Annotated in this window: 19 protein-coding genes and 1 pseudogene; 11 read left to right on the forward strand and 9 right to left on the reverse strand. The window is 38.6% G+C overall.

Annotated features, from left to right (window positions below):
- Positions 1–21: 21 nt before the first annotated feature.
- Entirely contained in the window at positions 22–1599 is a 1578-nt protein-coding gene (locus GVX98_RS04405) for a sensor domain-containing diguanylate cyclase (RefSeq protein WP_159127353.1), read from the reverse strand.
- A gap of 323 nt (positions 1600–1922) precedes the next feature.
- Here GVX98_RS04405 and GVX98_RS04410 point away from each other — a divergent pair, with 323 nt between their 5' ends.
- On the forward strand, positions 1923–2102 hold the full coding sequence (locus GVX98_RS04410; protein WP_004982464.1) for a hypothetical protein: 180 nt from the start codon (positions 1923–1925) through the stop codon (positions 2100–2102).
- 155 nt (positions 2103–2257) lie between these two features.
- Here the strand turns inward: GVX98_RS04410 and GVX98_RS04415 are convergent, their stop codons facing one another.
- Together GVX98_RS04415 and GVX98_RS04420 are read right to left on the reverse strand one after the other, a co-directional pair.
- Positions 2258–2488 carry a DUF2171 domain-containing protein gene (locus GVX98_RS04415; RefSeq protein WP_010327186.1) on the reverse strand — a complete coding sequence of 77 codons (231 nt, stop codon included), beginning with the start codon at positions 2486–2488 and terminating at the stop codon, positions 2258–2260.
- Between the two features lie 183 nt (positions 2489–2671).
- Positions 2672–3201, reverse strand: a pseudogene (locus tag GVX98_RS04420) (serine O-acetyltransferase).
- A gap of 513 nt (positions 3202–3714) precedes the next feature.
- On the opposite strand from GVX98_RS04420, the gene GVX98_RS04425 reads away from it, so the two are divergent.
- Complete coding sequence (locus tag GVX98_RS04425; RefSeq protein ID WP_004696033.1) at positions 3715–3933, forward strand: hypothetical protein; 219 nt, start codon at positions 3715–3717, stop codon at positions 3931–3933.
- 337 nt (positions 3934–4270) lie between these two features.
- On the opposite strand, the gene GVX98_RS04430 is transcribed toward GVX98_RS04425, so the two are convergent.
- Together GVX98_RS04430 and GVX98_RS04435 are read right to left on the reverse strand one after the other, a co-directional pair.
- Positions 4271–4867: a hypothetical protein gene (locus GVX98_RS04430; RefSeq protein ID WP_159127354.1), complete on the reverse strand. Its 597-nt coding sequence runs from the start codon at positions 4865–4867 to the stop codon at positions 4271–4273.
- An 89-nt stretch (positions 4868–4956) separates the two neighbouring features.
- Positions 4957–5655, reverse strand: coding sequence for an exonuclease domain-containing protein (locus GVX98_RS04435; protein WP_004696037.1), 699 nt, complete (start codon positions 5653–5655; stop codon positions 4957–4959).
- Positions 5656–6146: 491 nt separating this feature from the next.
- On the opposite strand from GVX98_RS04435, the gene GVX98_RS04440 reads away from it, so the two are divergent.
- From GVX98_RS04440 to ahpF, 7 genes are all read left to right on the forward strand, one after another.
- Positions 6147–7406, forward strand: coding sequence for an alpha/beta fold hydrolase (locus GVX98_RS04440; RefSeq protein WP_159127355.1), 1260 nt, complete (start codon positions 6147–6149; stop codon positions 7404–7406).
- Between the two features lie 156 nt (positions 7407–7562).
- Complete coding sequence (gene glyA / locus GVX98_RS04450) at positions 7563–8816, forward strand: serine hydroxymethyltransferase (protein WP_005400534.1); 1254 nt, start codon at positions 7563–7565, stop codon at positions 8814–8816.
- A gap of 171 nt (positions 8817–8987) precedes the next feature.
- Positions 8988–9392 carry a nucleoside diphosphate kinase regulator gene (gene rnk, locus GVX98_RS04455; protein WP_004696044.1) on the forward strand — a complete coding sequence of 135 codons (405 nt, stop codon included), beginning with the start codon at positions 8988–8990 and terminating at the stop codon, positions 9390–9392.
- Positions 9393–9704: 312 nt separating this feature from the next.
- Positions 9705–10493: a tellurium resistance protein gene (locus GVX98_RS04460; RefSeq protein WP_159127357.1), complete on the forward strand. Its 789-nt coding sequence runs from the start codon at positions 9705–9707 to the stop codon at positions 10491–10493.
- A gap of 19 nt (positions 10494–10512) precedes the next feature.
- Positions 10513–11646 carry a toxic anion resistance protein gene (locus tag GVX98_RS04465; RefSeq protein WP_159127358.1) on the forward strand — a complete coding sequence of 378 codons (1134 nt, stop codon included), beginning with the start codon at positions 10513–10515 and terminating at the stop codon, positions 11644–11646.
- A 33-nt stretch (positions 11647–11679) separates the two neighbouring features.
- Positions 11680–12606, forward strand: a complete 927-nt coding sequence (locus GVX98_RS04470; protein ID WP_159127359.1) for a hypothetical protein — start codon at positions 11680–11682, stop codon at positions 12604–12606.
- 171 nt (positions 12607–12777) lie between these two features.
- The gene (gene ahpF / locus GVX98_RS04475) at positions 12778–14343 is read left to right on the forward strand and encodes an alkyl hydroperoxide reductase subunit F (protein WP_159127360.1); all 1566 of its coding nucleotides are present in this window, start codon (positions 12778–12780) and stop codon (positions 14341–14343) included.
- Between the two features lie 285 nt (positions 14344–14628).
- Here ahpF and GVX98_RS04480 read toward each other — a convergent pair whose 3' ends face one another.
- The 3 genes from GVX98_RS04480 to GVX98_RS04490 all read right to left on the reverse strand — a co-directional run bounded on the left by GVX98_RS04480 (position 14629) and on the right by GVX98_RS04490 (position 17180).
- Positions 14629–14883, reverse strand: coding sequence for a YfhL family 4Fe-4S dicluster ferredoxin (locus tag GVX98_RS04480; RefSeq protein WP_159127361.1), 255 nt, complete (start codon positions 14881–14883; stop codon positions 14629–14631).
- A gap of 12 nt (positions 14884–14895) precedes the next feature.
- The gene (gene yegQ / locus GVX98_RS04485; protein WP_159127362.1) at positions 14896–16296 is read right to left on the reverse strand and encodes a tRNA 5-hydroxyuridine modification protein YegQ; all 1401 of its coding nucleotides are present in this window, start codon (positions 16294–16296) and stop codon (positions 14896–14898) included.
- A gap of 452 nt (positions 16297–16748) precedes the next feature.
- Positions 16749–17180, reverse strand: coding sequence for a Cd(II)/Pb(II)-responsive transcriptional regulator (locus GVX98_RS04490; RefSeq protein WP_159127363.1), 432 nt, complete (start codon positions 17178–17180; stop codon positions 16749–16751).
- A gap of 76 nt (positions 17181–17256) precedes the next feature.
- Between GVX98_RS04490 and GVX98_RS04495 the strand changes: the two genes are divergently transcribed.
- Positions 17257–17895, forward strand: coding sequence for a cation transporter (locus GVX98_RS04495; RefSeq protein WP_159127364.1), 639 nt, complete (start codon positions 17257–17259; stop codon positions 17893–17895).
- A 141-nt stretch (positions 17896–18036) separates the two neighbouring features.
- Here the strand turns inward: GVX98_RS04495 and GVX98_RS04500 are convergent, their stop codons facing one another.
- The gene (locus tag GVX98_RS04500; RefSeq protein ID WP_159127365.1) at positions 18037–18879 is read right to left on the reverse strand and encodes a hypothetical protein; all 843 of its coding nucleotides are present in this window, start codon (positions 18877–18879) and stop codon (positions 18037–18039) included.
- Between the two features lie 251 nt (positions 18880–19130).
- Here GVX98_RS04500 and GVX98_RS04505 point away from each other — a divergent pair, with 251 nt between their 5' ends.
- The gene (locus tag GVX98_RS04505; RefSeq protein ID WP_159127366.1) at positions 19131–19697 is read left to right on the forward strand and encodes a TetR/AcrR family transcriptional regulator; all 567 of its coding nucleotides are present in this window, start codon (positions 19131–19133) and stop codon (positions 19695–19697) included.
- Positions 19698–19951: the final 254 nt, after the last annotated feature.

The raw sequence follows: 19951 nt of genomic DNA on the forward strand, positions 1-19951 counted from the left end.
TTATATTGAACGAAATCTATGTCAGTCCGATGATGTCGAACGGATACAATTTCGACCATCATTCTTGGCTTGATAGAGTTTTTGATCTGCCAATTTAATTACATCTTGAATATTTTCTGAGTCTTGAGGCCACGAGGCGATACCAATTGAAACCGTGATCGTGCCAATTGGGTCAATGTAGCTGTGTGCTACCGTTTTACGAAGTCGTTCAGCTGCTATATAGGCAATCTTTGGATCTTCGTGCACCACAAAGACAATAAATTCTTCTCCACCGACACGGCAGCACACATCATGTTGACGAAAGTTGCTTTTCATATGTGACGCTAACTTTTTCAATACGTGATCACCTTGATCATGGCCGTAGCTATCATTTACCGCTTTAAAGTGATCGATGTCCAATGTCAGTACCGAAAAAGGCGTATTGGTTGCTTCTAATTCATTTAAAAACAGTTTCATACCACGGCGGTTATAAAGTCCCGTCAGCGGATCGGTATTCACGTGTTGTTTAAGCTCTGCAATTTCATCTTTAAAATGTTTGGAGCTAAGCAAGAGAGCGGTGCGAAAGCGTAAAGCCTCAAAATACCAAGGATCGATGTTTTTAATGTCTTGATCAATATTTGGGCGCGTCAACATGCTGGCCATTTGTGCAAGCTTATTGAGTGGTGACGAAATCCAGTAAGAAAGTTTCCACACAAAAATGAACAAGAGTAAATAGAAGCCGAGCATAGCCAGTGTTACTTTAACGATGATCGAGTTGGCTTGGCTTAATAACTCTAACGTCGGTTGTTGTGACACCACAACCCAATTCACACTTGGAATTGCCGCAAACCCCGCAAGGTTTTCGATCCCTTTACTATTGACCAGTGCAATCTTTCCAGTGGGGTGGGAGGTAATATATTGCATCCCTGTGTTATTTTTTAATGAATCTCCAATGCGAGCTTTATCTGGATGGAAGATGATCTTATTTTTATTATCAACAACATAAGTATAACTTTTCTTATAAGAATAAGTGGTGGCTAAAAGTTCACTCACCAAGTTTTCTTTATTCAAATAAATCGAGCCCGTGACGATACCGAGGAACTCATTTTTACGATTAAAAATAGGCTGAGCAATCAGTACAATTAAATTGTTTGACAAGCCTTTGTATGGAGAGGAAATATAGGTTTTCTTGAGCTTTAATGCTTCGGTAATACCTGGAGTTTTATATTGTTTTTTTTGATTAACATGTAAGGTCTCGGGTGAGTATTCCAAAATAAAAGCATTTTTATCGATAATCGTGATTGAGTTAAATTTTTGTGATTGACCTTTGAGACGCGTAACTTCAGCTTTTAAAACCTGTTGATTGGAAAAATCTTGACCAATAATTTGAGCACTATAGCGAAGCTCACTCAACATACTTTCAAAATATTTGTCGGTACTAAATGCAATTTTTGAGGCATAGCGTTGATTGGCAGCTAAAGAGTTTTCGGTTAACTGCTCTTTGATGACATAGTTCAGAACAAAAATTGAAATTAGAAACAAGCTTGAGACACAGCCAATAATTAAAATCAAAATAAGTTTTTGTAAATCTAAACTATGAAAAACAGATTTCTTGATCACTCATGCCCCCAAGACAAGAACAGATTTTTTAAAGTTTTGTTGTGACGCCTGTAGAAGCTCAATTCTCATGACTGAAATCAATCTGGGTGAAAATTGATCGAATTTGCTTGCTGGTATTTTTCTAAGTATAGAGAAACTTCATATTAATATATATGTAATTTTTATATAAAAATTACATTAGTTTTCATTAAGATAATATGAATAGTACACAATAGCGCCTCATCAATCAAAAGCACTATTAAAGTTTAATGAAAACAACATTAAATTGACATGCCTAAACGTAATAATGAGCTCTTTATTATTTCGATCATTGGAGAACAAACATGAATGTCTTAGGCATCGGATTGATCATTTTATTATCATTCATCGGGTTAGGGGCACTCATTACCGGTTTTGCTGTGGGCGAAACATTCTTTATCGTGATTGGCTTACTTTTATTTATTATGGCTTTTTTGGTTTGGTTAAGTATTAAAGATAAAATTTCAAACCCTTTTAAAGATTAAGAATGTTGTGGTTGAGTAATTTTTATACTTTTACGATAGATCAATATTGATCAAGCTTAGATAGATGGATGTAGATTACGCTCTTTGCATCTAATTAGTGTGCCTATCATATGCAGTACCAGCCCAAAGGCTGGCAGCTTTGCAGTTTTTTGAGTCTATGCTTCAATCCAATTATCTTTAATTTCTTGGGCATCTTTGCTTAACATGACCTGATCCTCTCGAATTTCTCTTACCCATGCACTCGGGATAATATGATGTTTGCCATCACCATGTTTGGTGAGTTTGATCTCTTTACCTTCTATGTGGTCAACATCTCCAATCTTCGTTCCACATACGGCAATCACACTAGAATGTTCTTTAATGTCTGAAATATTAATCGTGGTCATAATGTACCTCTATCTTATTCATCGAACAAAAGCGAAGATTTACCCTAACCTAATTTCTCCTATTCATGAGCTTTTGAAATACAACAGCAACATATTATGTCTTAAAATTTACGGAGTATAAAAATTATCAGTCTATGTTTTATTTATAGAGTGCTAAGTTGATTAAATTATGCTGATGTTGTTTTAGTTGCAATTCAGCCAGCGTTTATTTACTGAATTTCCAGCATTATTATAGTGAATGACTTTTGCATAATTACCTACAGCTGTTGCATTATCAGGAATATCTTTGGTGACCACACTACCTGCACCGATGGTGGCATTATCGCCAATTTTAACATGATCGATAATACAGACATTTGGGCCAATATATACATTGTCGCCAATTACAGCGGCCTGACGACCGCCATTGGCACCAATCGTTGTAAACTGAGAAAGGTTGACATTGTTTCCAATCACAGTCGTTGGGTTGACAATCAAAGGTCCCCCATGACCGATGAACAAGCCATAGCCAATTTTTGTGGTGCAGTGGATATCGATCCCGTATTTCTTCTTCTTATAATAAAAAATAGGGTAGGCCAGTTTGCCAATCCACGATTTTGAAGCCGAAAGACGTAACCAAACGCTAAAGTTAAAACCACGATTAAACAAATAAGTTTTGAGGAATGAGCTTAGTTTTGTATTTATAAATGACTCAAAATCAATTGAACTAACATGGAAAAGAGCTCATAGGTTGAATGCGCGATTTTACTTGATTTGACGCTGAGATGTTATCTCGATTTTGCCTTTCAGTAAGGTCTCTTATTTTTTTAAAATATCAATTGGCTTTTATTTGTACTGTTGTTTCGAAATGTCATAGACCCTTGTCGATAGTGAAAAATGCTTTTATATTGTAGTTACAGTAGGTCGATAACTAAGACGCTACGATGTAGTTGGACGGATCAATGACAGCTCGTTGAGTTTGAAACGAAATGTTCAAACAATAAATCAGCACTAGCCTTCCAACATAGAAAAGCTCGCAGCAATGCGAGCTTTTTTTATGTGAAAAAATATGACTATGTATCTCGGTTGTTAAACATATTTGATTTAAGTTTATGATTTATAGTTATGATTTTGAAAATATTTATATAAATTAACATTGCGATAAATTCTAACAACTCAAGGGGCGGTGTTGGAAAAAACTTGTGCTATAAGATTAAGCAGAGCTAAAAAAGAAAAGGAAAATGACTATGACTCAGCTTGTAGATGTAAAGGTAAAGGACCAGTACAGTCAAACGTATAATGTGAAGGCCCAGTTAAGACAAGTACCTGAAAACTCCGAAGCAGAACGTTTGGATTTGTTTAAACGAATTGAACATATCGTTGTTGATGGTGAAGTGATTCTGCCTAGTATTGAACTGTTATTTGAAAGTCGACAAACGGAAAATATATACCGAGTTGTTGATTAACCCTATTGAAAAAAGCCCATCTTTACATGGGCTTTTTTTTATGGGCGATCTATATCGAGTTAAGTTAGGCCATCGAAGAATATAAGGGATAAATTTTTTGTGCGATTATATTGAAGATCCTAAAGTGAAATTAGGATATCACTTCACACATAGTTATTATTTATCAAGCTGTTTGATAAATGGTTCGAGTAACCATTGTGCCAAAGTCTGAAAAGTCGATGAAAGACATTAGGATTTTTTGCCTGAATAATAAAACAATAGATTGCTAATCAAACTCGTAGTCTTTAAATCTTAACTAAGACCGAAAAAGACTCAATTATCCATTGAATTTATTTCTTTAAGCTGCCTGCAAACGCAACAGTGAATGATTGATCTGTTGTAAGTGTTGGTTGAGTACTGTGGGTTCTATTCGACTTTCCTGCAAGGTCGTAATCCATTGCATTTGGCAGCGTTTGAGACTGTGTAAGTCTGTCGCCGATTGAATTTGAAGAATGAGTTGTTTTGCCATTAAGCCACAATAACGTTGTAATAAGCTCATCATCAAATCGCGTGTTTCTTCAAAGCTATAAGCTTTAAGCGGTGGGGCTGGGCTTTGTGTAGGAGTGGGTGGTGCAGGAGTCTGCGCTTTGCTGTCTAAATCTATTGGATTGACGTTATTCTGACTATTTTCGAGTACAGACGTCGATGATTGAGCCTCCGATGACGGCTGTATTGGGCTGGAGACGCGAGATGTTTGTATGGAATGAATTAAACCTAATTCAATTAATTGTCCGAGGATTTCAGGCGTTGCGATGCGTTGTTTGAATTGGTCAGCCAATTGTTCAAAATCTTCTGTACCAATTAAAACCAATAGTCGTCTTTGACGTGCATTGAGTGGGATATGACGTTGTTGTAAAGCATCTAAACCCAATGCTGTTTTTTGATAATGATTCATACCTTAATTTACTCCCCCGAACAAATAAATTAAGGCTGAACATACAGGGCGAAAATTACAACAATATTAAGAATTTATGACAATACATTTTAGAGCGTTTTAATGCTCGTATTTTCTAAAGCTTTACGTAAATACGGATCGAGTTCATCTTGACGCATTAACCACTGAATATAGTCAGCAGGGAGTTCGGCAATCGCTGTTCCGCGATGCTTGCCAAAATTAATGATTCGCGGAATACGAGCATCTTCAGAGACAGCAAATAATTGCTCCATGCTGTTTATTTTTAATTGATGAACCACATGCATTAAAATATTGGCCGTTAAAATAATATCCATATCGGCACGATGGGCTTTTTTAATCATCTCACGGGCTTTTTCACTACCTTTGGAGATCATATAAATGAGTGCCGAAATATTGTGCGCTTCAGCATCAGGCCAGACCAAACGTGCAAGGGCGAGTGTACAAATCGCTTTAATATGAGAAGTATCGACACCACATTTTTCGATAGCCCGAATATCATAATCAATATTATGACCAATGATGTACTGTGTTTCAGCAGGTAGTTTAAAGGTCGTATAGTGAGGCTTCCCAACGAGGTCTGACTCTAAAATATGATGCACAGCCATCGCTGCGAATGAGATTGGTTCATCGACGGTATAGAGCTGATCAAATACTTGGCTTTTGTCTAGGCTTAATTTGCCATTTGCAATTTCAATCGGTGCATATGCAATCTCAATGGGTTGACCATTTAGGGTATGGGTTTCTGTGTCGAGAATAATGGCTTGCATGTGCATATCCGAAAATTAAAAGCTGAATAAATTTATCATTTTCAAGACTATCAAGACAGCCTATGACTGCCAGATTTGTAGTTTATTCGCTGATTTTGTACGGTGATGTTGTTTAAATCATCTGGTGAAGCTAGGTGATTAGAGATCAGGCTTTATTAAGCAAGGAAAAAGTCGGAAGTTACTTGTCAATTTATTTAGGTAGGTTGCAAGGAAAATGATTGCTTAAAATAAAAATGATTCTTTGGGATTCAGCTCAAACAAAGACTAGAGAAGAGCTCACTGCCTGAATTCAGTTGTAGGATCAGGATTTATTTTGAACTCAAAATTACCAGTTTTTATAACAATGGTGAGTGCGCATTTGCAGACAATGTTCACTTTGTATCATTCTCGTAACTGGTCTTGCCATGCGTCATTTTGAGGCGTAAATCATTAATGTATTCAAGTGATTTGAATCGTTACAACAAGAAAAAATGTCATTAAGGAATTTTGAGATGAAAAAACATATATTGGCCGTGTTCGTCAGTAGTTCTATGCTTGTTTTAACAGCCTGTGGAGGAGGGGATGGCGATTCAACTTCTGTTATCGTAGATGATGGGATTCCTAAAAATAATATTGTTAATCCAGTAGTTAGAGTTGAGGCTTATACAGATGTAGATACTAACGCTAATGTTGTGTTGGATAGTGTGAGTAGTTCTAAAACATTGATGACCTATAAAATGCGTGGGGTTAATGGAAGTGAAACTCAAGCAACGGCTTTAGTTTTTACGCCTAAAGGGCTAATGCCATCAGGTGGTTGGCCGATCGTTGCATGGGCACATGGAACTACAGGTGTTGCTGATCAATGTGCCCCGAGTCAGCAAGGTTTAGGTGGAAACGAATTCTTAATTGCAAAGTTACTTGTAGCAGGTTATGCCGTGGTTGCTCCAGATTATGAAGGCTTAGGTGAACCTGGAGGTCGTGAGTTACATCCATTTTTAAATCTGAAAAGTGAGGCTTATTCGATCACAGATGCAGTTGTTGCCGCGAGTAAAAATTTGGGGAATACAACGGAGAAGCGCTGGACTGTTATTGGCCATTCTCAAGGGGGACATGCCGCATTAGGTGCTGCTGAGAATGCATCAAGAGCACAGCTCGATTACAAAGGCGCTATTGCCATTGCACCAGCATCCAACCTGAGTTTAATCCTCGCAGGTGGTGAGCAGCAAGCTGCTACGGAAACGGATCTAACGAAAAAAATTAATATTCTTGCGCCATTAGATACTTTTACTGCTTTAATTACAGCAGGATTAAGAAATCCTTACCCAGCATTACGCTATAGTGAAGTCTTTGAAATTCCAACAGATGATATTGCGAGACAAGCTGAGTCTCTATGTTATACGCTATTAGGAGGTACTTTTCGTGCCCCAATGGTCGATTACGCAGACATTTTTGGAACAATAGAGGGATATCCACGTACCCAAACTGGGTTTATGACCAATATTCCGGAAGTGAAAGATTTTCTGGCAAATGGTTCTCAGCCTTTGAAAAAGAAGATAAGTACTCCAATCATTATTTATCAAGGATCATTTGATGAAACTGTGCCTAGAACGGTTACGGATTTATTAGTAAATACTGCCCCAGCGGGGACAGTCATTTCTTACAAAAATGATGGACTACTTGCTCCAGTTGATAAATGGAATCATACGACTGTTTATACTCGTAATTTGGATAATTTTGTGACCGATGTCAAAACTCTCATGCCAATTCAGTAATTTGCTTTGACCCAAATCGCTCATGGAGTTCTGCTTCGTGAGCAATTTTTTATTTAAAACTGCGTAAAGTTCGTTCTCGAAATTTATAAACTTCATGCTACAATACGCGCCAATCTTAGCACGGCTTAAAAGCCCTAATTTCATAGGACCTCGCTAATGTTTGCCAATATCTCAATTGCTGAATTTGATCCAGAAATCGCGCAAGCAATCACAAATGAAGATGCTCGCCAAGAAGCGCACATCGAACTGATTGCTTCTGAAAACTATTGCTCTCCAGCAGTAATGGAAGCGCAAGGTTCAAAACTTACAAACAAATATGCTGAAGGCTACCCAGGCAAACGCTACTACGGCGGTTGTGAATATGTAGACGTGATTGAACAATTAGCGATTGACCGTGCTAAAGAGCTTTTCGGTGCAGATTACGCAAACGTTCAACCACATGCAGGTTCACAAGCAAACTCTGCTGTTTACTTAGCTCTTCTTAACCCAGGCGACACTGTTTTGGGTATGAGCTTGGCTCACGGTGGTCACTTGACTCACGGTGCAAAAGTAAGCTTCTCTGGTAAAACATACAACGCGATTCAGTACGGTTTAAACCCTGAAACTGGCGAGATTGATTACGAAGAAGTTGAACGTTTAGCAATTGAGCACAAGCCACGTATGATCGTAGCTGGTTTCTCTGCTTATAGCCAAATTGTAGATTGGCAGCGTTTCCGTGACATCGCGGATAAAGTTGGTGCTTACCTATTTGTAGATATGGCTCACGTTGCTGGTCTAGTTGCTGCTGGTGTTTACCCAAGCCCAGTTCAGATTGCTGACGTAACAACAACCACTACACACAAAACACTTCGTGGCCCACGTTCAGGTTTAATCCTTGCAAAAGCAAACGAAGAAATTGAGAAAAAATTACAATCAGCTGTATTCCCTGGTAACCAAGGTGGTCCATTGGTTCATGCGGTAGCGGCTAAAGCAATTTGCTTTAAAGAAGCAATGGCTCCTGAATACAAAGTTTACCAACAACAAGTGGTGAAGAATGCTCAAGCAATGGCTGAAGTTCTCATTGCTCGTGGTTATGACATCGTTTCTGGCGGTACAGAAAACCACTTGTTCTTGTTATCTCTTATTAAGCAAGATGTAACAGGTAAAGAAGCAGATGCATGGTTAGGTGCAGCTCACATTACTGTGAACAAAAATGCTGTACCAAATGACCCACGCTCACCATTTGTGACTTCTGGTATCCGTATTGGTACACCGGCTGTGACGACTCGTGGTTTCGGCGAAGCTGAAGTACGTGAACTTGCTGGCTGGATCGCTGATATCCTAGACAGTAAAGGTGACGAAGCTGTGATTAACGCTGTTAAAGCGAAAGTTGAAGCTGTTTGTGCGAAATTTCCTGTTTACGCAAACTAAGTTCTGACTTGAGAAAGCCCCCCTCAAGGGGGCTTTTTTTATAGTATTAAGAAATCAAAATCAGTTGAAATGTAATTTAGACTGCATTTCTGATATAACAGAAGTTATAGGCTAATAAATTATTTTTAATAAGAATTTTATTCATACCGTATTCAAATAGGAATGCAGCACATGGCAAACCCAGCAATTATCATTTCTGAGCAGGATCTTCATCGTTTAGAAACGATGTTAGAACATCAGCCTAAACTTACACCGACCATGCAGTTGCTTGAAGAAGAATTGGCTCGCGCCGATGTTGTTGCTCCACAAGATATGCCTGCCAATGTGGTAACGATGAATGCAAAAGTTTTACTGACCATTGCACCCTCTACAGAAGCATCTGAAATTACCTTGGTTTATCCGCATGATTTTAAAGGCGAGAAGGGACAGGTCAATGTTGTAGCCCCTATTGGTGCAGCAATTCTTGGCTTAGCTGAAGGTCAAGAAATTGAATGGCCGCAGCCAGATGGTCAAATGATGAAAGTCAAAATTGAAAAAGTGGTTTATCAACCTGAGCGTGAAGGCGATTATTTATAATATCGAAACACCCCATTTTAAAGCCATGTTGATCATGGCTTTTTTATGACTTCAAATATGCGTTTTGTTTCATAAAGGATTGTAACTCCATAGAAGATAAAAATAGAGTATGTATTGATTGGATCTTTTATTTCTACTCAATAGGTTTGGGTCTAGTATGAATAGAGTACTTAATAACTGATATAACCTTCATGATAATTTCTACGGCACAAAAGATGTCACAGCATTTTTGCAAAAATCTACATGTTATTTGACATAAAAGCTGTACTATAAAAATGATTTTATTCAATTTCTTTATTGGGTTAAAGCACTATGGCACAAATTGACGTTCTTGTTCCTTTAAGGGATATACCAGTCAATTCAGATGAACTTTTAAGTATCCAGCGTAATGATTTGGTTCCGTTGCTGAACGATCAATATCGTCTCAATCATTATGCAGATAGTGTCATTCAAGCGCAGTCTGCGCTGTTAAATGGAATAGACCCGCAGCTCACTTTACAGTTGAGCCAAACCATTGAGCAACTGATCCAGTCATTGGCTGATTCAAAAAAATACCTGAAGAAGCGTAAATTTAATGGGCTACAAAAGTGGCTCGGAATTGATATTGAATATGGTTCAACCCAAGTCGAATACTATAAAAAACTGGATCAGCTGCTGGATCGAGCCAATCATCTCAGCCAAAAATTGCAAATAGAAATTCAAAAGTCACAAGCACGTTATCAGCAGCTAACTGGTTTACGTGAGCAAATGGCCAAATATGTATCTTCGGCTGAAGCATTTTTAATGGAATATCCTAAATTTGTGAAGAATGCACATCCTTTAGATAATTTTGCAGAACGTTTATCGAAGAAAATAAACAGTTTACAAACTTTGCAAAGCAGTAATGATATTGCGATCACTCAAATGCAACTGTCTCAGCAGCTTTCATTGAGTTTGTTAGACCGATATAAAGAGGCACAACAGGTCTTGGTCCCAGCATGGCAATACCATGTCAAACAATCGCAGCAATCAAGCTCGACAATTGAACTGGAAAAGCTCGATAATAGCCGTGAAAAATTGATTCATACCTTAAAAAAATCACTGCAGAAACCAACACTTTAAGAAATAGATTAGGTGAATTATGACCAACCCAGAACAAAACAGTCTTGTGGTAGAGCCAACCACTGAAGTGATTGAACACAAGTTTCAACAGTTAAATTTGCAAGAAATTGGCTTGCAACAAGATGACTTCAATGCAGTCTTGGCAGCGCGGAAAGAGTTGGCAGAAATCAACCATAACGCCGTGGCGGAGTATGGTAAAAATATTGCAACACAAACCTCAGGATATACTGATGAGTTGTTAAATTTGGTTCAAAATAAAGATTTAGATGAAACAGGGCAAAAGCTGAATCAGGTGGTACAAGTCGCACAACAACTGAATACCTCAAGTATCTTAAATAAAAAGAAAAATTCAGGTTTCTTCGGTGGCTTGATGAGCAAAATTAAAGGCGCAAAGAATAATATTGATATGCACTTTAATACCACCAAAGAACAGATTGATACTTTGGTGAAAGAAATTGAAAAATCGCAGTCTGGTTTAAAAGCGCGTGTTGATACACTCGATCGGATGTTTCATGGTGTGCAAAGTGAATATAAACAGCTCGGTGTGTATATCGCAGCGGGTAAGTTGAAACAAGATGAAATTCAGCAGGAAATCTTAACACTGACTTCACAGGCACAAGATCAAACCACGACACAGAGAGTTTACGACCTCAATCATTTAGCCAATAATTTGGAAAAACGTGTAAGTGATTTGCAGGTTTTACAACAATCAGCCATGCAAACATTACCGATGATTCGTATTATCCAGTCTAATAATTTGATGTTGGTCGATAAGTTTTATGCCATTAAAAACATCACATTGCCTGCATGGAAAAATCAAATTAGTTTGGCGATTTCTTTAAATGAGCAGAAGAATAGTGTGCAGTTGGCCAATACCATTGATGATGCGACCAATGACTTATTGAAGCGTAATGCCGATTTGTTACATCAAAACTCAGTAGATACAGCAAAAGCCAATCAACGTTCAGTGATTGATATTGAGACGCTTGAACATGTACAAAACACCCTCATTAAAACAGTAAATGATGTGATTCAAATACAAAAAGAAGGGATGCAGAAACGTGCTGAAGCAACCACACGTTTGCGTAGTTTGCAGGACAATTTGAATCAACTGGTTTTAGACTCAAGTTCTAATCGTACGACACCATCTTAATGCCGAGGTGGGGAGTCAATAGAGGAGAAGCATTTGCCTTCCTTAGATGAATATGTTGTTCAGTCTCAGCACATTGAACAAGGCGTGGTTGCACTCAAACAACGTCAAAGTAAACTGAGTTTATGGTGTATGTTGAGTGCTGTCTTGTTTATTGCCTCCAGCATTAGCTATTTTCTACAACATGATTTTGTCTATAGCTTTTTTGGACTGAGCACTGAAATACAGCAATTACATATGCCCATGAGTGTCGATGCAAATTTAGCATCACTTGGACATCAGCCAGATTATTTTCTGAATTTGCTGTCATGGTTTGGTTGGCTTGTGCTCAAGATCATGGTGTCTTTTATTGGGGCATTTGTACTGGTGCACTATGCACGGAAAATTCATTTTTTCTATGTACGTTTTCAGTCTTTTATACTGAAGTTTGTGGCATGGCTGATTGCCTTTATTCTGCTTTGGTCAGGTCTGACCTATGTACAATATGATTTAAACGATGATGAAAGCGAGGCTTTTCAACAAATCGTACACTACGATAAAAACATTCAGCAAAGTGAAATAGCGCAGTATTTGCAGCAGTCGAAAATACAAATACCTGTAAAACATTATTTGCTTGCGCAGACGGCATTGTTACACCAACCTGTCGATAAAAATGCAGCAATTCCGCATGTGCTTGCTCTGGTCCAAGCAGAAAAAAATGATTCACATTTTATTGAATATGGGTTTAAGCCTGAACAGTTATGGACGATGCAACATCAACTCTATGGCAAAACACTCACGCCGATGGCTGCAAGTGTAGAAAAACAAGTTCAGCAAGCAGCGCAGTTCACTAAGGTCATGCAATTCTTCTCGCTTATCTTGATGCTGCTAATGGCGCTGTTGAGTCTTGTGTTATTTGGTCTAACGCGTCAGTTAAAAGCTAGAACTTTAAGAATTGAACAGCGGATGCAGAGTGAATCCTAAGCTTTGACTTCATTTAAAGTCCTGCGTTTAGTGTGACTTTTTATGATGAATATTTTTATAAATCTATAAAACCGATTATTAAAATAAAAACAAACTGTTTTATCTATTTCTGGATTTACTCTATGATTCTTCTATCAAATAAATTTATAGACTGCTTTGGAGAGCTTAACAATGTTAGATCAAAATACTTCAGCTCAATTAAAAACACTTCTTGAACGCCTTGAAGGTCCGATTGAATTGGTTGCGACTTTGAATGGTTCTGAGAAATCAGACAAAATCAAAGAATTGGTTGAAGAGGTTGCAGCACTGTCCCCACTGGTGACTGCACGTTTTGATGGTCAAAACTCACGTGCACCTAGCTTTGGTGTAGCAAAAGCCGGTGAACAGCCGCGTGTCTTCTTTGCGGGTTTGCCGATGGGACATGAGTTTACCTCTTTGATTTTGGCATTGTTACAAACCTCAGGTTATGCACCCAAAGTATCGGATGAAGTTTTGGCTTCAATCAAAGGTTTAGGTATCCAGTCTGACTTTGACGTATTTGTCTCTTTAAGCTGTCATAACTGTCCAGACGTGGTACAAGCGTTGAACCTGATTGCTATTTACAATCCGGGCACGACAGCAACCATGATTGATGGTGCATTCTTCCAAGACGAAGTTGAAGAACGCAAAATCATGGCTGTACCGATGGTGTTCCAAGACAACAACCATATCGGTCAAGGCCGTATGACCTTGGAAGAGATTGTTGCCAAACTGGATACCAATTCCGCAGCCAAAGAAGCTGAAAAACTCAATGCCAAAGAAGCTTTTGATGTTTTAGTGATTGGTGGTGGTCCTGCAGGAAATACCTCTGCCATTTATGCAGCACGTAAAGGCATTAAAACCGGGATTGTGGCTGAACGTATGGGTGGTCAAGTCATGGATACCATGGACATTGAAAACTACACCTCGATTCAAAAGACCCAAGGGCCGAAGTTTGCTGCTGAAATGGAAGCACATGTACGTGAGTACGGTGTGGACATCATGAACTTACAACGTGTTTCTAACATCAAAGGTGCAGATGAGACCGCGAATGGCTTAGTTGAAGTCACCTTAGAAAATGATGCGAAGCTTGAATCTAAAACAGTAATCCTTTCAACAGGTGCACGTTGGAGAGAAATGAATGTGCCGGGTGAAGCAGAATACCGTACTCGTGGTGTTGCCTACTGCCCACACTGTGATGGTCCACTGTTTAAAGGCAAACGTGTAGCAGTGATTGGTGGAGGTAACTCAGGTGTCGAGGCTGCAATTGATCTTGCTGGGATTGTTGAACATGTAACCTTGGTTGAATTTGATACCAAACTACGTGCTGACCAAGTGTTGCAAGACAAATTGCATAGCTTGCCTAATACCACAGTGATCCTGAATGCACTATCGACTGAAGTTGTGGGTGATGGTAAGCAAGTGACAGCATTGAAATATAAAGATCGTGCAACCGATGTCGAACATACGGTAGAGCTTGCAGGGATCTTTGTACAAATTGGTTTATTGCCGAACACCGATTTCTTAAAAGAAACAGCGGTTGAACTTTCAAACCGTGGTGAGATTGTGATTAACGATCGCAACGAAACCAATGTCAAAGGTGTATTTGCTGCAGGTGACTGTACGACTGTGCCATACAAGCAAATCATCATTGCCACAGGTGAAGGCGCGAAAGCATCACTGTCTGCTTTTGATTATATTATTCGTTCTGGGCTCTAAGTGTGAAATGAAAAAGCCAACGCTCTCCCAAAATATACGTTGGCTTTTTCCTTTTATGTTGTATCGCTGATCTTTGGTTTTACCCTTGATAGGAACTGAGTCACTAACAGCTCAGTTCCTTTTTTTCGTTTAAAGCAAATATCTTGTACAAAGAAAAAGCCAAAGTGCTCCCCAGTCACTTTGGCTTTTTCATTTAGTTTTTGTTTATTGTTATTCTTTGCCCAGTTTTTGTTTTGAAACTCTGAGTGTGGTCAGTACTCGGTTTCTTTTCTACTTTCCCCAAGGTTAGACGCTAAATAAGTTCAATCCTTTAAATTTTTCTAACAATTGTTGTTGTGTTTCAACGTGTTCTGGATGTGGCTCGATACAAGCAATTGGGCAAACATCGACACAGGTTTGGGTGTCATAAAAACCAATACACTCTGTACAACGGCTGACATCTATTTCATAAATTTTATCACCTTCAAAAATAGCGGTATTGGGACATTCTGGAAGACACATATCACAGTTAATACATGCATCCGTTATTCGTAATGCCATGGCATCATCCCCTCAACTTGCAACATAGGCCAGTGAAGCTGCTGAAATGTCAGCATTTGAATGCGGTAAGTTACGAATAAGTAGGGCATAGCGCATATCGACATCAGCAGGAACAGGTATTTCAACCACATGTCCTGAACCTTTCGCTTCAAGTATTGGATTGCCTTTTTTATCGAGGATTTCTGTTAGTTTAAAAGTGATGTTGCCTGAAGTGGTCATGAGTTCGAGCACATCGCCCACTACAAAACGGTTTTTGACATCGACTTTAAGATAATCGCCATTTCGTTCTAAAATTTCACCGCAGTATTGTTGATGGTCAAAACTGGATGAGCCATTTTCATAGTTTTGATATTCACTATGCACATGACGACGTAAAAAACCTTCGGTATAACCACGGTTGGCCAGACCTTCGAGTTGTGTCATGAGTGATGGGTCAAAAGGCTTACCTGCGAGCGCATCATCTATGGCTTTGCGATAAATTTGAGCAGTACGCGCACAGTAAAAATAAGACTTGGTACGTCCTTCAATTTTTAAAGAATGGATGCCCATTTGGGTCAAGCGTTCAACATGCTGCACCGCGCGCAAGTCTTTTGAGTTCATAAAGTAAGTACCATGTTCGTCTTCTTCAGCGGCAAACATGTCTTCATCATGACGTTGTAGTAATACGGGTTCATCGAACTGATGCTGTGCTTGCATATGCAGTTCATCAGCATTAGAACTTGAACAGCAGTTGGAGTCTGTATTTAGATTTTGGACTGGGATCACATCGCCATTTTCATCTTGCGTAGTCTCATGTACTTTGTATTCCCAACGGCAGGCATTGGTGCATGCCCCTTGATTGGCATCACGTTTATTCATATAGCCTGAAAGCATACAACGTCCAGAGTATGCCATGCATAGCGCGCCATGCACAAAAACCTCAATTTCCATGTCAGGCACTTGTTGCTTAATTTCTTCAATTTCATCAATGGATAATTCACGGGACAAAATGACACGAGTCAGGCCCATGTTTTTCCAAAACTTCACTGTAGCCCAGTTAATGGCATTGGCTTGAACCGAAAGATGAACATCCATGTCTGGAAAATGTTCGCGTACCATCATAATCAGGCCTGGATCCGACATGATCAGGGCATCGGGTTGCATAGCAACCACAGGTGTGAGGTCACGAATAAAGTTTTTGAGTTTTGAGTTATGCGGTTGAATGTTGACGACCACATAAAACTTTTTGCCTAAGTCATGCGCTTCTTGAATGCCGATAGCCAGATTGTCATGATCAAATTCATTATTGCGCACACGTAAACTGTAACGAGGTTGTCCGGCATAGACCGCATCTGCACCATAGGCAAATGCATAACGCATATTTTTAAGCGAACCTGCAGGAGAAAGAAGTTCAGTAACGTGATGAATGCTCATGATCAAACTAAGGCATAAAAAAAATATGGGTTTATTGTAGGGCTTTAAAAAATAGATTCAACCTAGTAAACAACTCGGAATTTAAGCGGGGATAGACGCGAAAATCACACGTTCAAACGCTGGATTTGAGTGCTTAATGGTAAATATCTGGATCTATGGTTTTATATGGATAAGAATAGAAACTAACTTAAATATCCTTGTTTTATAACGTAAAAAATCTGTTAGATAAAACTTATCTAAGATACTAATCATCGAGAGGCTGGGGGCTTTGTGGCCTTTTATCCGAAATAATTGGGGATCATTTTTATTAGATTTGAGGTTAGGATAGATTTTTTATTTCTGAAATTATTAAAAAAATAAATATAAAAGTCCTAGATTAACCATGCAACGTTTGTGCAAATGTATCGCAAAATCGAGTAATACCCACAGTCTAAATTTTGCATTGATGTGTTTTATGCATCTGAAAGTCCTGCTTCAAGATGTCTTAAAATTTGGCAATCATCAATGGTTGATTGGGTTGCGCAAGATTGTCGAAGCTGTTGTAGCTGTATCTGGAATTTTTGCAATTCAATGATTTTTTGTTCGACTTGTTTTAAATGTTCATCAATCAGTTGATTGACCGCACTACAGTCTTGTTGAGGCTTTTGTTCCAGTTCAATCAGGTATTCAATTTCTTTGAGTGAGATATCCAGCGCACGGCAACGTTTAATAAAAATGAGTCGTTTAAGCGCATCATCTTGATAATAGCGATAGTTATTGTCCCCGCGAAAAGAAGGCTCTAATAAATGCTTTTTTTCATAGAAACGAATGGTATCGGCACTTAATCCGGTTTTATGGACTAAGTCTTTCATCAAATAAATAGCAGATGAGTTTTGTTGATTCATTTTGCTTGACCTTAGAGCCACTCCATAGTTTTTAATCATAATAGAAAATGATTACGTCTGGATAGAGGTTGTGTATATGGCATGTTCTTCTTGCAGTTGTGCACCTGCACCGCAAAAGCCAAATAGTAAGTTTAGAATGGCATTGTGGATTGCCTTATTGATCAATTTAGCTATGTTTGTGGTGGAGCTTATAGGTGGGGCTTATGCACATTCATCATCCTTATGGGCCGATTCTCTAGATTTCTTTGGTGATGCAGTCAACTATGGTATTTCCCTAGCGGTGCTTGGTGCGAGTTTATATTGGCGGGCGACAGTGGCATTGCTCAAAGGTATGACCATGGCGTTGTTTGGCTTGGTGGTGATTGGTAAAGTGATATATGCCTATGCTTTAGGAATTCCACCTGAAGCCATGACCATGGGGGGGATAGGTGTGATTGCTTTGCTTGCGAATGTGGTTTGTGCCGTCATTTTATATGCCTTTAGAGAAGGTGACTCTAATATGCAATCGGTCTGGCTTTGTAGTCGAAATGATGCGATTGGGAATGTGGCAGTTATTTTTGCTGCAATAGGGGTGTTTGGTACAGGCAGTTTGTGGCCAGACATAATCGTGGCAGGCATTATGGCGACTTTAGGTATGACTGCGGGTTATCAAGTGGTGAGCAAAGCATTATCTGAGCGCAAAAAAAGTGTATTAGAAAATTCGACTGCACAATAAAAGTGAGAGTACTTCTACGGTTCAATTCTAGATTTAATAGCGCTGCTGGGGTTTAAAGCTTGGCATTCATAAGATGTGAGTTCATTCCAATTTAAGAGTTGGATACGTGGGTGTACAAGGACGTTTAGCTACTGACGCCAACTAATGAGTTCGTAAATTCATCTTGCTCCAAAAGTTATTCCATAGACTTAAATATTCATTTTGAAGTTGCTGGAAATACAGAGCCTGTTCAGGTTTATAGCATTGTGTGAATAGCACCCAAATGTCATCTTCATGATTGTCATCGTTAGCAAGGGTTGTATCACATGTTTCTGCAAGACCATGACATGCATAGTAGCCTTGGGTAAATGAAGGATCATACGCTGCGAGATTAGTTCTGAGTGCTTCACTAAACTTAATCACTTGCAGTTCGGTGCAAGCCAAAATGAGTAGCAAGTCTGCATAAGAATGAATATGTTCTTGAATAAATTGTGCAATTGCCAATGCTTCAGGCGCGGTCTGTTTTTGATTGGTGACATTGATGTCAAGTTGCTGCATCAGTTGAAGGAAATAGACCAAATGCGATTTAGAGGGTGAACTTTTCTCAAGTTGGTGAGTATTAAAACCCAGTTCATCTAGAAGATTCAGCGACAGCAAATAGCGCGCATATATTTTGGCTGCAATGCGGTCTTGCTCCACGATATTGCTGTCGTGCTCAAGTTGAAGCGCTTGATACATAGCCATACTCAAAGCATCAGTGAAAATTTTAACAATAGCGGTAAAATAATTCAGATGAATAAATTTCAGCTGTTCAAGTCTCAGTTGGCATTGATGCAGCCGTGTCAATATCGGATGTTGAAATAGAACATTTTCGGCTGTTGTTTGCTTTAAATGGCTGACCGCTTGAGTATTAGTTGCCCATGAGGTTGAGCTTAAGGATCGTTCAATAAAGCGCAAAACTTCTGCGCGGGTATGTTCAGACTGGGTAAAGGAGAGAGCATTCATATACGAGGTAAATTTTAATTGTCATCATTTTTATCATAGTGAAAAAGATTCGATTCTTCTAGTATTTTGTTTATTTTAAAAGCGATGTATTTCAAATACTTATTTTAATATTGCTATTGTTTTTTATAAAAAAACGGTGTTGATCTAAATTTGATATATAATATCGTCTTCAATCGATGTATTTCGTTTTCATGTGCTGTTCTTTTGGGTTAATGGCTTAATTTTAAAGTTTTGTGCATCAGGTAAAATAAATGTCAAAAAAAGAAGACATCATTAACACAGCGCTTAATCTCTTTAACTCACATAGTTATAATTCTATCGGTGTGGATCGGATTATTAGCGAGTCTGGCGTTGCTAAAATGACGTTTTACAAATACTTCCCATCTAAAGCTAAATTAATTGAAGAATGCTTAGTGACAAGAAACCAAAATTTACAGCAGTCGCTTGAAGCGACGATTGCTGCATGTGACCCAAGTGATTATCTCTCCCATATTCGTGCAATTTTTGAATGGTACCATGCTTGGTTTCATACTGAGGATTTTAATGGTTGTATGTTTCAAAAGGCAGTTGAAGAAATTTCAAAAATTTATCCTTCTTCGTTACAGCCTGCAATTGACTATAAAGAATGGTTAAAACGCAAGCTATGTCAAGCTTTGAATCGTCTAGGTGTAAAACAGGATGAACAGTTGGCGGCATTTTTATCGAGTATTTTGGATGGCATGACTATACAAGCACAAATTGATCCGAACCAAGTGCATTTGGAAGATTATTGGAAGCGTGTGAATACTTTAATTCAAATGGAACTCTTGGCTGCCTAATATATAAATTTTGATTTTAAGGTTAATCCAATACACATTATCTTGCTGGCTTAAATACATTTTAAATAAATCAAGTGCAAATAAATAAGCGCGATAACTGTTAGGTTATCGCGCTTTGCTGATAATGATTATGTTCCATATCGCACATTATTTGACAATAATGCATGATATGGATATGAGCAACTTAACGTGCCTTCTTATATTTTTTGTACCCTCTGAATGTTTTCGGTCATTCAGTATCTCAGCAAAAATAG

The sequence above is a fragment of the Acinetobacter sp. 8I-beige genome (genome assembly GCF_902505955.1).
Classification (GTDB): domain Bacteria; phylum Pseudomonadota; class Gammaproteobacteria; order Pseudomonadales; family Moraxellaceae; genus Acinetobacter; species Acinetobacter johnsonii.

What these genes read in the sequence shown, in the direction of transcription:
- GVX98_RS04410 (WP_004982464.1), top strand. Translation starts at nt 1,923, where the DNA reads ATGAATGTCTTAGGCATCGGATTGATCATTTTATTATCATTCATCGGG.
- GVX98_RS04415 (WP_010327186.1), bottom strand. Translation starts at nt 2,488, where the DNA reads ATGACCACGATTAATATTTCAGACATTAAAGAACATTCTAGTGTGATT.
- GVX98_RS04425 (WP_004696033.1), top strand. Translation starts at nt 3,715, where the DNA reads ATGACTCAGCTTGTAGATGTAAAGGTAAAGGACCAGTACAGTCAAACG.
- GVX98_RS04430 (WP_159127354.1), bottom strand. Translation starts at nt 4,867, where the DNA reads ATGAATCATTATCAAAAAACAGCATTGGGTTTAGATGCTTTACAACAA.
- GVX98_RS04435 (WP_004696037.1), bottom strand. Translation starts at nt 5,655, where the DNA reads ATGCAAGCCATTATTCTCGACACAGAAACCCATACCCTAAATGGTCAA.
- GVX98_RS04440 (WP_159127355.1), top strand. Translation starts at nt 6,147, where the DNA reads ATGAAAAAACATATATTGGCCGTGTTCGTCAGTAGTTCTATGCTTGTT.
- glyA (WP_005400534.1), top strand. Translation starts at nt 7,563, where the DNA reads ATGTTTGCCAATATCTCAATTGCTGAATTTGATCCAGAAATCGCGCAA.
- rnk (WP_004696044.1), top strand. Translation starts at nt 8,988, where the DNA reads ATGGCAAACCCAGCAATTATCATTTCTGAGCAGGATCTTCATCGTTTA.
- GVX98_RS04460 (WP_159127357.1), top strand. Translation starts at nt 9,705, where the DNA reads ATGGCACAAATTGACGTTCTTGTTCCTTTAAGGGATATACCAGTCAAT.
- GVX98_RS04465 (WP_159127358.1), top strand. Translation starts at nt 10,513, where the DNA reads ATGACCAACCCAGAACAAAACAGTCTTGTGGTAGAGCCAACCACTGAA.
- ahpF (WP_159127360.1), top strand. Translation starts at nt 12,778, where the DNA reads ATGTTAGATCAAAATACTTCAGCTCAATTAAAAACACTTCTTGAACGC.
- GVX98_RS04480 (WP_159127361.1), bottom strand. Translation starts at nt 14,883, where the DNA reads ATGGCATTACGAATAACGGATGCATGTATTAACTGTGATATGTGTCTT.
- yegQ (WP_159127362.1), bottom strand. Translation starts at nt 16,296, where the DNA reads ATGAGCATTCATCACGTTACTGAACTTCTTTCTCCTGCAGGTTCGCTT.
- GVX98_RS04490 (WP_159127363.1), bottom strand. Translation starts at nt 17,180, where the DNA reads ATGAATCAACAAAACTCATCTGCTATTTATTTGATGAAAGACTTAGTC.
- GVX98_RS04495 (WP_159127364.1), top strand. Translation starts at nt 17,257, where the DNA reads ATGGCATGTTCTTCTTGCAGTTGTGCACCTGCACCGCAAAAGCCAAAT.
- GVX98_RS04500 (WP_159127365.1), bottom strand. Translation starts at nt 18,879, where the DNA reads ATGAATGCTCTCTCCTTTACCCAGTCTGAACATACCCGCGCAGAAGTT.
- GVX98_RS04505 (WP_159127366.1), top strand. Translation starts at nt 19,131, where the DNA reads ATGTCAAAAAAAGAAGACATCATTAACACAGCGCTTAATCTCTTTAAC.